This window comes from Cerasibacillus terrae (genome assembly GCF_008039555.1).
Taxonomy (GTDB): domain Bacteria; phylum Bacillota; class Bacilli; order Bacillales; family Amphibacillaceae; genus Cerasibacillus; species Cerasibacillus terrae.
This window is the reverse complement of the sequence record NZ_VDUW01000005.1, coordinates 134,993-150,484: the sequence shown is the minus strand read 5'-3', so window position 1 is coordinate 150,484 and position 15,492 is coordinate 134,993. Positions and strand designations below refer to the sequence as shown.

The 15,492-nt window shown below is 32.5% G+C and carries 11 protein-coding genes; 9 read left to right on the top strand and 2 right to left on the bottom strand.

Translation table 11 applies throughout. The features are described from left to right. Positions 1 to 15 precede the first annotated feature (15 nt). Complete coding sequence (ahpF, locus tag FHP05_RS09155; RefSeq protein WP_147667308.1) at positions 16 to 1,545, top strand: alkyl hydroperoxide reductase subunit F; 1,530 nt, start codon at positions 16 to 18, stop codon at positions 1,543 to 1,545. A 403-nt stretch (positions 1,546 to 1,948) separates the two neighbouring features. On the opposite strand, the gene FHP05_RS09150 is transcribed toward ahpF, so the two are convergent. Both FHP05_RS09150 and FHP05_RS09145 read right to left on the bottom strand, forming a co-directional pair. Beyond that, the gene (locus FHP05_RS09150; RefSeq protein WP_147667306.1) at positions 1,949 to 2,227 is read right to left on the bottom strand and encodes a hypothetical protein; all 279 of its coding nucleotides are present in this window, start codon (positions 2,225 to 2,227) and stop codon (positions 1,949 to 1,951) included. Positions 2,228 to 2,827: 600 nt separating this feature from the next. Then, positions 2,828 to 3,679, bottom strand: coding sequence for a MurR/RpiR family transcriptional regulator (locus FHP05_RS09145; protein WP_147667304.1), 852 nt, complete (start codon positions 3,677 to 3,679; stop codon positions 2,828 to 2,830). 294 nt (positions 3,680 to 3,973) lie between these two features. Here FHP05_RS09145 and FHP05_RS09140 point away from each other — a divergent pair, with 294 nt between their 5' ends. From FHP05_RS09140 to FHP05_RS09105, 8 genes are all read left to right on the top strand, one after another. After that, positions 3,974 to 5,095 (top strand): tyramine oxidase subunit B, encoded by a 1,122-nt coding sequence (locus tag FHP05_RS09140; RefSeq protein WP_147667302.1) that lies wholly within the window; start codon positions 3,974 to 3,976, stop codon positions 5,093 to 5,095. A gap of 282 nt (positions 5,096 to 5,377) precedes the next feature. After that, entirely contained in the window at positions 5,378 to 5,725 is a 348-nt protein-coding gene (locus FHP05_RS09135) for a zinc ribbon domain-containing protein YjdM (protein WP_147667300.1), read from the top strand. A 260-nt stretch (positions 5,726 to 5,985) separates the two neighbouring features. Next, positions 5,986 to 7,122 carry a DUF4145 domain-containing protein gene (locus FHP05_RS09130; RefSeq protein WP_147667298.1) on the top strand — a complete coding sequence of 379 codons (1,137 nt, stop codon included), beginning with the start codon at positions 5,986 to 5,988 and terminating at the stop codon, positions 7,120 to 7,122. 397 nt (positions 7,123 to 7,519) lie between these two features. Further along, a complete protein-coding gene (locus tag FHP05_RS09125) occupies positions 7,520 to 7,780 on the top strand; it encodes an NERD domain-containing protein (RefSeq protein ID WP_147667296.1) in 261 nt (86 codons plus the stop codon). After that, entirely contained in the window at positions 7,726 to 8,565 is an 840-nt protein-coding gene (locus tag FHP05_RS09120) for an HRDC domain-containing protein (protein WP_330998087.1), read from the top strand. Before FHP05_RS09125 ends, FHP05_RS09120 begins: the two co-directional genes overlap by 55 nt. 229 nt (positions 8,566 to 8,794) lie before the next feature. Further along, a complete protein-coding gene (locus FHP05_RS09115) occupies positions 8,795 to 11,206 on the top strand; it encodes a UvrD-helicase domain-containing protein (protein WP_147667292.1) in 2,412 nt (803 codons plus the stop codon). After that, positions 11,163 to 13,694 (top strand): hypothetical protein, encoded by a 2,532-nt coding sequence (locus tag FHP05_RS09110; protein ID WP_147667290.1) that lies wholly within the window; start codon positions 11,163 to 11,165, stop codon positions 13,692 to 13,694. The genes FHP05_RS09115 and FHP05_RS09110 overlap by 44 nt, the downstream gene beginning before the upstream one ends. Next, complete coding sequence (locus FHP05_RS09105; protein WP_191126308.1) at positions 13,675 to 15,342, top strand: UvrD-helicase domain-containing protein; 1,668 nt, start codon at positions 13,675 to 13,677, stop codon at positions 15,340 to 15,342. The genes FHP05_RS09110 and FHP05_RS09105 overlap by 20 nt, the downstream gene beginning before the upstream one ends. Positions 15,343 to 15,492: the final 150 nt, after the last annotated feature.

Below are 15,492 nucleotides of genomic sequence, written 5' to 3'. Positions count from 1 at the left end.
GGGGAAAACAAAGTCATGCTAAGTGCAGATATAAAAAAACAACTAGAGCAGTACTTACAACTGATGGAAGGGGATATTCTCCTTAAAGTTAGTGTGGGCGATGATAAAGTATCCCATGACATGGTAGAGCTAGTCGATGAACTAGCTTCCATGTCCTCCCATATAAAAGTAGAGAAAACAACTCTCAAAAGAACACCAAGCTTTAGTGTGAACCGTCCTGGTGAGGATACTGGGATAACATTTGCTGGTATTCCTTTTGGACACGAATTTTCATCTTTCGTATTAGCACTAATCCAAGTGAGTGGAAGAACACCAAAAGTTGACGAAAAATTAATTGACCAAATCAAAGGATTAGAAGGTGAATATCACTTCGAAACTTATGTCAGCTTAAGCTGTACAAAATGTCCAGATGTTGTACAAGCATTGAATGTTATGAGTGTTATTAATCCTAACATTACGCATACGATGATTGATGGTGCTGCATTTAAAGAAGAAGCAGAGAAGAATAACATCATGGCAGTACCTACTATCTTTCTAAATGGTGAATCATTTGGTAGTGGAAAAATGTCATTAGAAGAGATCTTAGCTGAATTAGGAAGCGGACCAGATGCTTCTGAATTTGAAAATAAAGACCCATTTGATGTCCTTGTTGTTGGTGGTGGACCAGCAGGTGGAAGTGCCGCCATTTATTCAGCACGTAAAGGACTTCGTACAGGGATTGTTGCAGACCGATTTGGTGGTCAAGTAAATGATACAGCAGCTATTGAAAACTTTATCAGTGTGAAGCGTACAGAAGGTCCTAAATTTGTAGACAATCTAGAAGAACATGTGAAAGACTATGATGTTGATGTGATGAATCTACAAATGGCTAAAGGCTTAGAGCGAAAAAATGACTTTGTAGAAATTGAATTGGAGAATGGTGCTACTTTAAAAAGTAAATCTGTTATCCTTTCAACAGGTGCACGCTGGCGTAATATTGGCGTTCCAGGTGAAGCAGAGTTCAAAAATAAAGGTGTAGCATACTGTCCACATTGTGATGGTCCATTATTTGAAGGAAAACGTGTAGCTGTTATTGGTGGAGGTAACTCAGGTATTGAAGCTGCCATTGATCTTGCAGGAATCACGAAACATGTAACAGTTCTTGAGTTCGCTTCCGAATTGAAGGCTGATTCTGTACTCCAAGATAAACTGAACAGCCTACCAAATGTTAATGTCATTACAAATGCACAAACAACAGAAATTACCGGTACAGACAACGTAAATGGTATTTCTTATATTGATCGCGAATCCGAAGAAGAAAAACATGTTGAACTGGAAGGTGTCTTTGTTCAAATTGGTCTTGTACCAAATACAGATTGGCTAGGCGATAGTGTTGAACGAAATAAATTCGGTGAAATTGTTACAGATCGAGATGGAAATACAAACGTAGCTGGTGTATTTGCTGCAGGAGACTGCACAGATGCGAAAAACAAACAAATCATTATTTCCATGGGATCAGGAGCAAACGCAGCCCTAAGCGCATTTGATTATCTCATTCGAAATTAAAGAAGAGTGCCTGTCACTACCCGAATTTTGTCGAATAAAAACTTAAATAGACTTACTCATGTATATAATGCAAACACTAAAGTGAATCATCATGGGATGGTTCACTTTTTTGTATTTTTTTGTTTGCTTTTGAAATTACCACTTTAGATTGGTCAATCGACTTTATTGCGAATGTGCAAGATATCGTATCCATTGAAAAGATTGATGAAATGTGCGGGGGGGCATAGATCGTTTCCCACACCATATGAATTATTTGAAAACAAAGGGATTTTGACCGGTAGAAAAAAAGAAGCCAGGCTCGGTGAACGAAGTGCCTGGTATTTCATTATTATAGTATTCGCTTAAAAAAATACGGTAACTTTTTTGCAATGATTGTAGATAAAATCAGTCGGTTTTTAGTTCCCTAAGCAAAATAAAACAATCCGATAATAAAACATAAAAGAGGTGAGATAACAAGTACCCAAGATATTACCTGTATCGTTCTGATTGGGATTGTCTTTTTGGTTTTCGTAATGGCTATATATATGATAGTAAGTAGTGCAATAATAGGTACTAAATAAACAAGTTGCCCTAGTTCTGAATAATCGCTTCCTGATACGAACAAGAAGAGTAAGATGAGTAAGACATTGATTCCCGTCAATATAAAGGGCATCATGTCACGTAAGTGCATTGTTCTATCCATTTTTGACCACTTTTCTTTTTCAACTCACCCTTATAGTACATAACAAAACATCAGGTTAAAAGGGAATTTTGGTAAATTTTGTTATTTATTATTTCAATCCTACCCCAAACAGCTCATAATACCATTCATCATCCTCAAGCTCTTCTAGTTCTAAATCTAATTGTAGCCATTTTAATTTTTCCTGATCCATCTCCCCAACGATAAATGGAATATTATGCTTTTGCGCTAATTGTTTCAGAGCAATCGTTTACTCTAATCCATTGTAATTTGCCCCCATATGTACAATGGTAAACATAAAACTATGATGAATAAGATCTTTATGTAAAATGAAATAGTGGGTTCGGTGTATGCTATAAGTGTCATGATAATCGATGGTATAACCATGCTATATCCTGCTAGTTTTCGCATGTCCTCACCTCTCTGTTTATTTTAGCAATGCTCCACCCCACTATATTAGTAAATGAATGTGATCATATTTATTTTTGAATGAGTATTTTACATTTCGACGTTTATTATGTTATTGAACAATAGACTCTTTACAATATTTCAGGGCTTATTGAATTATTCATGCTGTACACTTTTGTTAATGAAGCTGGTTTTCTATATTGTAGTGATATTATTTTTACGATGGATGTCATTCAGTTTTGATATTTTTTGCACAGATGATAACTGTCTTTTACCTAAATCAATAATTAGTGATTCGATTAATGTGACGGTAGGAATAATGCTGTATCTATTTTTACTTTGACCTACTATTAGATGGGCATCACTGTATGGAAGAACTGGCGATGTTTCAAGGTCCATAATTAAAGCAATCGATACATCAGTATGCTTTTTACAATATGTTATAAAATCTATCGTTTGTTTAGTATAGGGTGATAAGGCAATGATGACTAATACATCATTTTTATTAAAACATAAAGAATCATCATATAGAAAGTCGGGATGTAAACTTAATTGGTTTACATGATCAAGTATTCCTTTTAACATTATTTCAAAATATAGAGCAATTGATTTAGATGTTCTTAAACCAAGAAAGTGTACTTGATTAGCATGGAGCAATAATTCTATGAATTTATGATACTCATCCATATTTACTTTTTTTACCATCGATTCTATATCTTCCACACTATTTCTCGCTGCCTTAACTAGGGAGGTTTCAGCTTCATCTAGTTCTTCTAGGGACTTTTTTAAATGCCACCATGTATTTTTTTTATCATTATAGTTATATTTGATTAAATCATTTTTGAATTGTAGATAACTATTATAGCCAATCTTTTCTATCAATCGTAAAATGGTTGTTGTTCCGACCTCACTTCTTTCTGATAACTCTGTGATTGTCATTGTCGTTACTTCATCTATATGGTTAATCATAAATTTACAAATTTTTTGTTGTTGCTTTGGTAAATTATGTTGGATTTCAATGAGTTTATCTTTTAGGTTGTGCTCCATATCTATTCCTCCTCATTCTTATATTCTTATTATATAGAAGTTTTAAAAGAAATAAAGGAAATTATTTTCCTTTTATAAAATACAAGGTTTATTTTTTCCTATTTTGATGCTATAGTATACATAATAAAAATAAAAGAGGTGTCATTCATGAAACTTTACGGATAAGCTATCTTTTCCTTTCTTAGTAGAATTAACGATTGAATTGAAAGAGCCTGCTTATTGTATGGAGAAAATAATGTCCAATATTAGTAATTCGTATTGTTTGATAAAATGTAATTATAAGGAGAATAAAAAATGTCTGAAAAACTAGAATTTCTATATCTTCAAGAAGAAGACGTTATTGAAGCTGGGGTTTTGAATATGAATGAATGCATTGATACAATCGAAGAAATGTTTAAATTGCTAGGAACAGGCGATTATATCATGGGAGGTCCAAATCGAAATGATCATGGACTTATGCTCTGGTTTAATGAAGAAGAGAAGTTTCGAAATATGCCAAAAGCAGGCCCAGATAGAAGATTTATGTCATTGATATCCTATCTTGGTGGAGAATTCGATGTCGTAGGTAATAAGTGGTATGGCTCTAATGTTGAAAATATAAACAAAGGAATGCCACGTTCAATCCATACGTTTACGCTTAATGATAAGGATACAGGCTCCCCACTTGCAATTATGGCTGGAAATCTTGTTAGCTCAGCTAGAACTGGTGCAGTACCTGGTGTGGTTTCTAAACACCTGGCAAAGAAATCTGCAAAAGTACTAGGAGCAATTGGTGGAGGAGCAATCAACCAATCCTGTATTGATGCAGTAATGAAGTCTGTTAACCATATTGAAAAGGTTGTCCTTTTTGATATTAATATTGAAAAAGGAAAGAAAATTGCAGAGAAACTTGAAGCAAAGATTCATAAACCTGTCGAAGTGGTTGGCGATATAGATGAATGTGTTAAACAGTCGGATATAGTGACTGTTGCAACATCCGGAAAAACAAAACCAGAAATAAAGGAAGAAAGTCTGAAACCAGGAGCTTTAATTATACTTATTGGATCAGCGAATTTTTCCAAAGAATCTTACCAAAAACATCGAGTAGTCGCGGACTTGTGGTCGATGCATAAAAAATGGTTACAAGACGGTATAGACCATCCTAACGGTATTGAAAGCATTGACTGGACTATGTCAGCACAATTACTGGAAATGATTCATAACGGAGAATATGATGATAGCAATATCGATGACATTGGTGATATTATTTCCGGAAAAAAAGAAGGAAGAAAATCGGACGATGAAGTTATCATATGTATTACTGGAGGACTTCCAACAGAAGATGTTGCTTGGGGATATAAAGTATACCAAAATGCATTAAAAAATAATATTGGTACGAAGCTTCCGCTATGGAATAGTTCTTACTTAACAAAATAATAAATAGAAAATAATCGGAGAAGAAAAGGGTAATCCTATCTTCTCCGTTTTTTGCTTATTTCATTTTGTACAAATTATGTAAAGAACGTCGGGGATGAAATTATTACATATGGTGTACGAATGTATGCAAACCAAATGCCAATTCGTGTAGAAATTGAATATATGATAGGATAATAGGATTTTTACATAAATATATAAGTGACGGCCTAAGCACTAAGCTACTCAGAACCAACCCCACATGCTAATATATAGGAGACTATTAATATGGTTAGGAGTGAAAGTATGACTGCATTACCAAATTGCCCAGAATGTAACTCAGAATACACTTATGAAGACCGAGATTTATTCGTCTGTCCAGAATGTGCCCATGAATGGATGGAAAATGAAGTGGAAGAAAACGATGACAAACTAGAAATCAAAGATGCAAATGGCCAAATTCTAAAAGACGGCGACACTGTTATTGTTATTAAAGACTTAAAAATCAAAGGTAGCTCCTCAGCAGTTAAACAGGGAACAAAAGTAAAAGGTATTCGCTTAATCCATGATGCTACTGATGGTCATGACATTGACTGTAAAATTACTGGAATTGGTGCTATGAAATTGAAATCAGAATTTGTGAAAAAGGCATAGACATGGATTCCTGTGTTGATAATCCTCTGCGAGTGTTGTCGAGGGAAGAGTTGTTCGCCATTTAAAATGTAAATGTCGGAAACTCAAAAGTGAACCGCTGGTAGTCGGTTCACTTTTTTTGTGTAAAAAGAACAAAATCTACCTACAAAAAATGCACACCAAATACCAGTTCGTGTACAAATTTGATATGATATGTTTATAGGACTTTTTACATAAAATGGATTCATTTAATAAATAGAAATATAGATTGGGGAACAAACATGCAAAAGAAAGATGCTTATTTTTATCAGTTTTTAGAACCGATTTCAAAAGAACTAGCATATGTTGCACGTGAATTAGAGAACAGTATTTTTACAAGTCCACGAACAATGCTAACGCATGCGCGGGCATTTGTGGAAGCCATCATTGAGAAAGTGTTTATTATAGAGAAGTTAGCCTATGAGGCATACATGCCATTGGTTGAACAACTCGATATATTAGATCATCATCACTTATTACCAGATCAAGTTCGTGATGCGCTTCATGACATTCGCATGAGGGGAAATAAAGCAGCCCATGATGTACGGCCATTTCGTTACTCGGAAGCATTATTATCATGGGAAGCGATTCACACAGTGGTGACATGGTATGTGGAGGTATATGGGCCGCTAGAATTGGAAGTGCCAACATATAAAGATCCACAACCGAATCAAAAACAAACCTATGATATGGGCGAATTAGAGATTCGTTTGGAGAATTTAGAACAATTATTAACAACTTCGATAAAAAAACTAGAAACAGGCGAGACGGTTGAACAAAATACAGAGAACGCAGCAACGACAACAAATGAAACCGATACCATGGAAATAGAAGAGACGGCAGCCCAAACTCCAGGAATGACAACCATTCGGAAAATATCTTATCAAGGAGAAACGGTTGATGTTCCTTACTTTCTGCGGGATGCATTTCTTCTTCCACAGCGTTACGCCAAATCTGAACGATTTCTTGTCAGGCTAGGAGCGGAAGAACAAGCACGAATCATGAGTGAATTACCAGCTAACTTGGAAGGATTACATCAACATGTGAAACGATACAACGAAACAAATGATAAAAACTTTTTCGAGGAACTGAAGGTTTTTATTGAAGAAGAAAAGAAACGCCGGCAATTAACAATCGAAAGACCAGGTGAATTATTCTTTTTCTACCATGCAGATTATATCGTTGTCACTGAAAAACTATCACGGATTCCGTTGACCGCTGAAGAATTCCCAGGAATCCCAAGCCTCTTGCGCCAACTCAATGAAGATGATATCCATTATGTAGGTCAACTCCCAAGAGAACTGGTCATTCTAGCGAAGTACAAGAATGTAGGGATAGGAACGGTGGAGAAGATGTTTGGGATGTTGAAGGGGAAATAGAGAATGGATTTTTCTATGGTTGGTATCCGTAGAAAAATCCCTTTAATTTTCAAAAAACCATTTATCTTGAACTTGTTTACAATAAGCAATCTGCTCTGTTTTATCTTCTCCTCTCATGAATATAAGATGTTTTTCTATATCCAATGGATGATAACACCTCACCTATCTTCATAACGAAATTTGGTGTTTATCCCATATTTTAACACAATAATCTACTAATATAATAATAGTTTGGTATGATATGAAATAAGGACTTTTTACCCGTATATTATAGAATTTTAATCATACATACTATCACAAGCATATTATTATATTGGATAGGAGAGATATCCGATGATAGACATTACTGGACATTATCATTAATGGTGGAAAAAGAAAAATAACAAAGCCAATTTTTATGAAAGAATTTATAAAAGAGAGTCATCATTTAAATCAATTAAAAAAACTTCATGAGAAATTGGCAAATTCCATAAAGAAGCGAATTGAAAGAGACATCCATTTCATAAAAAAAGGAATCCAAGGAGAAGCAAATGTAGCATATGAATTAGCACATTCCCTTCAGCCAATGCTATGCCTTTATGATATTCGTTTAGATTATGTCGGATATCAGATTCAAGTGGATTATATTATCATTACAAAAACTCTATCATTTTATTAGAAACAAAGAAATTAAATGGAGATATCGAAATTACTAGAGATGGTGCTTTCATAAGAATATTTAAAAATAAATATGGTAAAGTTTTGAAAAAGGAAGGAATGTACAGTCCAATTTCCCAGAATGAACGCCATGTTCGCATTTTAGAAAAAATACTAAAGCAAGAAAAGTTAATGAAGCGAATGTCAGTGAAATCATATGTTGTACTTGCTAACCCAAAGACTATTATTCATAAAAATAACTGTCCAAAACATATCCAAGAAAATATTTACCGTTATGACCAGGTTACAAATTTAATTAAAAAAGAACTACAAGATAGATCTAATAAACTAGATGTGCGTGAAAAATACTTATTCGAAATTGCAAACTTCTTAAAAGAAAATCATCAGCCGAAAATATATGATTATGAAAGAATATACTCTATAGAAAAACATGACTATCTTAATGGCAGTGTTAAGGAATCGAAAAATCAGATTAAAACAAGAAATCAAGCACAATCTTCAATTCAAACGAAAGTACAATTTACAACCCAAGCTCAAACCCACACCCAATCGAGTCAAACAAAGTCATCAGATGAAAAGTTAAGGGAATTGCTCCGAGCCTATCGTTTAGAATTGTCTCACAAAGAAGGACTGAAAGCATTTATGATTTTCACAAATAAAGAAATGGAAGAACTTATTGCAAATCGTCCTCAGTCAAAAGCGGAGTTATTCAAATTAAAGGGTTTTGGAGAAAAGAAAGTTGCAAAGTATGGGGATGGAATTATTGAGATAGTGAGGGGGGAGTAGAAAGGAGGCTGGGATAGTTAATAACCCTATTGCGTAAGTTCATCCGATTGTCAAGATATTCGCTCGCTTGTGTACAAATTTATGCATACCGAATGCTAGTTCTGAACGAAAAGTGGTATGCTATGGATAAAGAACTATTTACATTTATTTCTAAAAGGAAAGCGCTTTAAAGTTGGAAGTTAATTTTCTATAGATAAAATTGGTTATTAAAGAATTAGGGGAGAATCCTATGCAGAATTATTCATGTTTAAAATTTCAAAGAGATATCAATGAAGAAACTCTACAAGAGCTTATAACCTTAATAAAAAATGGTGTAAAGACCTATTTTTTTACATATGATCCAATTAATCCGTTATTAGAAGATGCTTTGATAAAAAAGGCTGTGGATAAACAATTTTTATTTATATATGAAATGGTATTTAATGAAGCTTTGAAGGATGATTTTTCTTTTTATAACGGTGAAGTTACAGAAGGTATTTTACATATCCTAGAAGAATACACTCCAAATGTCCGATTTAATAAGGAACAGTATTTAGTTGAACATGCGCTAGTGGAGCAAAATATTAGTGTGTCCGCTGGTGCTGGTACTGGTAAAACGACAATTATGATCAATCGTATCATCTTTCTAAAGTATAAATTTCCTGATATGTCCTTAGCCAATTTAGCATTAATAACTTTTACAAATAAAGCTGCAATTAATATGAAGGAAAAACTGGTTGATAAACTTAAGGCATATTTTTATTTTACAAATGATTTTACGTATTTAAGGTGGTTGCGTGAATTAAAGCAGATGTTTATCGGAACAATTCACTCATTTGGGCATGAAATTTTAAAGATAAATCAAGAACATTTATTTGATCGAATTAATCTTCCAATCTCACAATTTAATTTTGAAAGAAAGAAGATTATTGAGGATGTAATCAATAACTTCCATGAAATAAACCCACAAGAATTTAGTAGGTTCAAATATATAGAGCAGTATAAAATTGTGCAGGCTGTAGAAGCAATTATTGAACAAATAAATAATTATTCTATCCCTATAAATAAAGTTCAACAATTGGATTTCGGTGAGGATGACGATAATTCCCATGTTTTATATGAATACGTTGTTAAAGAGTCATTACAACGTTTATCAGAATTCAAAGAGAAACTGGAGTACATGGATGTCCATGATTTAATTGCAAAGCTAGATGATTTAGTGACTGGTAGTAATGAACTTAATATTCCTTATCGATATATCTTTATTGACGAATTTCAAGATACGGATAGACAACAAACAAAGTTTTTTTCATACTTAGCAAATCATTATCCTTTAAATTTGTTTGTAGTTGGTGATGTAAAACAAAGTATTTATCGTTTTAGAGGAGCTGATTACACGGCATTTGATCAGTTAAGTACGCATATTTCAGTTGATCGACATTATCATTTGCAACTAAATTATCGCTCAAATAAGGAATTATTGAGTAACTTTAATGAACTATTTTCTACTTGGCCAAGAGCTTTGCGAACGTTTAAGTATACAGAAAAGGATTATTTATTACCAGGAGTAGAAAAAGAAAGCATTAATGAAGAACCAATGATAATAAATAAAACATTTTCAACAAAAGTTAAATTAACTGAATTTTTAAGGGAAATAGAAGATACAGATACAGCCATTTTAGTTCGTTCGAATAAAGAAGTAAATGAATTATCCACACTTTGTGAAGAAAAAAGGATATTTTTCACTTCTGAACAAGATGGTCAATTTTATCGTTCTGTTCCTGTCAGAGAGTTTTATCAACTCATCATGCGTTTTACACATCCATCATTATGGAGAAATCGTTATTTATTGCATTTGTCGTCATATGGTGATCGTACAATTGAAGTAGCAAAAATGTTGGAAGAGTTTTCACCGGACCGAACAATAATAAATCGTGTATTTAAAAATATGGATCAAAAGTTAGAAAAATATGAGCAAGATTTTCTGCATAAAGGATTATTTGAGATTATTCATGATATCATTCAAGAAATCAACCCAGCAAAAGTTTATGCAGAAAGATATATCGCTGATCGGATTACCTTGTATCAAGAAGATAAAAAACAATATCTATTGGATAAAGCACAAATTATTCAACAAGAATACGATTCAAATCTGAACTATTTAATTTATGTATTGAAAACGGAATTAGCTAACACAGTACCAACCTTATATAATTTAGAAAAAATATTACGTTTAAAAATGCACACTGATAAATCATTATCCGAAATTAAGTTAATGTCTAAGGATAAAAAACGATTAACCATTATGACGGTACATAAGGCCAAAGGTTTAGAATTTGATCATGTGTTTATTCCACGAACAGATCGATTATTTCATAACTTTACAAAGACAGAAATATTGATTAACGGAAATAAAATAGGATATCGAACATTTATTGAAAAAGGAAAAACATATGTAAATGATCATTATCAACAATTGCTAAGGGAAGAAAAAACAGAGAATATCGGAGAAGAAGCAAGACTTTTATATGTTGCTTTAACACGCGCAAAGGAGAAAGTTTTTATTGACTCTCCTACACATACGAATAACCATCAAATAAGGAATTGGGGTGATTTAATTGCAAAAGGTTATACAGAACAGAGAGACAAAGCACTTATTTAATATAAAAACATACTGTTCTTTAAAAGATGTGCTTAGCACACAAGATAATATAGAAGAAGAAATACATATATTTGGTACAGGTTCTATGGCGCACCGTATAAAGGATATTTATCATTTCCAAATAAATAGTATTGATGACATAAATCAAAGGACATTTCCGCTATTTCATTCAGCAAAAACAGAAATTTATTTACAATCGAAGTTGCGAGAGGAAATCATGACTGGTAATTATAAACATCAGCAATATTTATTGAATCGTTTAACTTCAATTGTTAGGACATTTTATATTTGTGCAGAATTCAAAGTGGATCAGATTTCAGTCGACTTTCATGATTCTAGGAAAAATGAAGTAATTCAACTTATCAATTATTTATTGACCGAGGATTTGGTAAAAGAGTATCACTTTAAACAAGATAAATTATCAAAAGAAGAAATTTCGTTCATACTTTGTGAACATACACAATTACAAATCATTTATTTATATGAAATTGAATATTTGAATTTTTTCCGTATGACATTCATTCATTGGTTAAAAAACAAGGGATTTACCATTGAATTTCGCGTTCCATATAATAAACAATATCCACATACATTCAGTTATTGGCAGAAGGTATATCAAGTTGCATCAAGGCAGAATTTAAACAATTGCGATTCATTGGTTCATGAACATAATATGAAGGGAAATCGCTTTGCATTATTTAATGAAAATACACCTGAACGTGAAATGATAAGAGATCGACAAGATATTCAAATAATGGAATTTTCCTCTCCTGCTGATTTTTATCATTATCAGAAAAGGAGCAGGGACAATATTATTGCGGTTAGGCCGAATGAAATTAATCGCATTATTAATCATAATATGTCCCATTTATATGAAAATTCAACTGGGAAATTCTTATATTACCTACAGTTTTGTAAAAAAGAAAATGACATGATATTTGCTACTTATGATGTCATTGTAGAACTCATTACTTCGGCATGGGTAAAAACAAATCAAGTTTCTGGATTAGATGCTTTATCTTATTTGATTGATTTAAGAAACTATATGTATGGAGTTAAAACAATTTCAGATGTGAGAGATAGATTAGAACGATTACAAGAGCTAGAATTTGTAAGTAAAACATTTGACCGAGAAAATGCGAAAGACTTTGGTAAAAACTACATGAAACGATATATGTTAAATCCATTTCGAACATTTTCATTCTTGCATCAAGAAAGATATGACGTGACTATTCATCAATTAATTGAATTGGTAGACCGACTAGAAAAAATTTGTAAGTCTATACTATTAGAAGAATATGAAACAATACAAGTAAATGATTATTTCAAAAGATGGGAAAAGTTTCTCGAAGAAGTGGATGAATCAGAACAGAAAACTATTTGGAAAAAGATATTTCAAGAAAAATTACCTGAACAATGGGAGTTTGCGATTCAGGAATTATTTACTTTAATCTTTTTACTAGCTAGTAGTCAAGTGAATGGTAAAACAGAAGTGTATGACATTTCAAGATTACAAGAATATATCATCCAGAACAATACAGATAAACGATTACATATAACAAATTTAACACAATTAAATTTTCCAGAAAGACATAAGACACCTCTGTCTGATTTCTTTAGTCATAGTGAATTAAAAGAATTAGCTAGAATAACTAATGGTTTTATTCAACCGATTCTGCTTCATGCATTATGGGTTGACTATATGGTCTTTCAAAACTTTGAAGATTTAGGAATATATCAAATCTATAATACCTTAGCTCATTATCCAGGACCTGTAACATTTAGTTGGATTCATCATATTCATGAAGATGATATGCGTAGTGTTTATTTGGATATTTTGTCTGATTTGTATACAGATATTATTATGGAGTATAAACCTACAGATTCTATAGGTGTTTCTATAAAGAAAATAGAGGGAAATTCCCCAATTACGATTAATGTAGATGTGGATAGGTTAAAAGGTAAAATTCCGGATTTATACTGGCTTAACCATGATTTTTGTTCTAAAAAGTTTTTCTTAACGACAATTCTCGAGATGCAACCAATTTATGAGTCGGAGTTCCATCAACAATTTGTTTTCAGTAAAATAGGAAAAATACTCGGTTATTCTAATGAGGAACGAGAAGAATTTAGGAAACTCATTTATCCTCTATTCCCGCAATGGACATATTCAAAAAAGGAAAACTTAATTGACGTAGAATATAAAATTAAATTAAGGAATTATAAGGAATTTGAAAATATATCCTACCCTAAAGCATTAAAGGGGATTCATATATTACGGAGTATGTATCGCGAAAATCGCCGAACAAAAGCAAGGAACTATTATAGGAAAAAAAGTTCGAACCATGAAAAAGATCTACTAAAACAATTCAGGGAGAATATTACTAGATATGAAGTGAAAGCAGAACCAGGAAATCATTGTAAAATGTGTCCTCACTTAAATAGTTGTAGAGAGGGAGTATACGCAATTGACAATATTATTAGATGATAGAAAAAAGCAATTGGAGAATTTTAGTAAACGATTTGCTAAGACATGGAAAAATTACTTCTCATTAGAAGGATTACTGCCGGGGATTAATCCAACAAAGGAACAGAAGCAGGTTGTCCAATCTAGTGAAAAACAATTGATTATTAGAGGTTCTGCAGGAAGTGGAAAAAGTTTAATGCTAGTATATCGTTTAATAAAAATGATGGAACAAGCAAACTCCCCCCAACGCATATTATATGTGACATTTAATCAAACACTAATACAAGATACAAGAAAGCGTTTAAACCAATCGCAAACATATCTAGAGTTATCTGAGAAGCATCATGTAGATATTATGACATACCATGATTTGGTTAGAAAAATTTTAATGAAAGACTGTGGGTATTCAAATATTAAAAGAATCCCGATGACCCAACAATCAATTGAAAAACATGAGGCTGATATTGTTTCAAGAATTCATGCTGTGCTAGCACAAGTGGAAAAAATACCTAAATATAAACATATGGAGAAATTATTTAAAACGCATACAGCAAAATTTCTCCAAGAAGAATTTTTCTGGATGAAAGCAAATGGACTGGTAACACTTAATAAATATATGGAAAAGGAAAGAACAGGTAGAGGAAATAGCCCAAGTGTCCGTATGAGACAGCGTCCAACAATATTTTACCTCTTTGAAAGGTATAATGAGTTTATGCGACGAAATTATTACATACCGCAATTGGATATGGAAGATTATGCGCTACATTTATTGAATGAACTTAGTAAAAATAAACGGGCATCCTTTAAGTACGATCATATTTTAGTGGATGAATTCCAAGATTTACAACCGATGCAGATAAAAAGCTTAGTCCGATTAACGAAAGGTACAATTACATTAGTTGGTGATGAAAAGCAACGAATTTATAAAAGGAGTCCTATTTCCTACAAAGAATTGAATTTAAAGGTTAATTCCCGAACAAGTCAGAGATTAACAAGAAATTTCCGTTCAACAAAGCAGATTATGGATTTAGCGAGTGAGATTAAATTTAATGATGTGGAAAATGTTAGGGAAGACAATCAAGTTTTCTTTAGGGAAGGGCCACGTCCGAAAATTAATTATTATACCTCGAATAGCCGATTAGCTTCTACAATCATTCGAAATATAAGGAGAATTCACAGAGACAATCCAGGAAAATCTATTGCGATTGTTCATCGTTATTCAGATAAAGAATTAAACAAAGAAGATAATTTGAAACGAAGACTCGATTTAGAATTTGATGTCATTGGTGTTAATAAATATGGATATCGTTTTGACTATAATAAAAGAAAAAAGCCCATTTTCTTCACTTCTCCTTACGAAATTAAAGGATTAGAGTTTGATTATGTCTTCATCATACATTTTGATATATTTCATTATCCATTAAAAGCAAGGTTAGATGAGTTGAATAAAAAATATATAGGTATGGATTGGGAAGGACCTGAATATAAAAAAGATCGCAAACAAATTATTAATGACGAAAAAAAGATTTTTTATGTTGCGTGTACTAGAGCCAAAGAAGGATTATTTATATATTGCGGTGATAAAAAAGAAAGAAGAATATCACGTTTTATAAAAGATTTCAATACAAATGATTATGAGAGTAATTTTAATAAGGGTCAATTTCGTTAGGGGAGCAATTAACTAAAAAAGTATATTTCGAAATATAAGATTAGGAAAAATGAAGTACGGGATGATGATTCATTCGTGAGTATTAGAACCATATTTTTTCAAATATATTCAAAAATATGCACACCATATTTGTTATATTAAAATTAACAA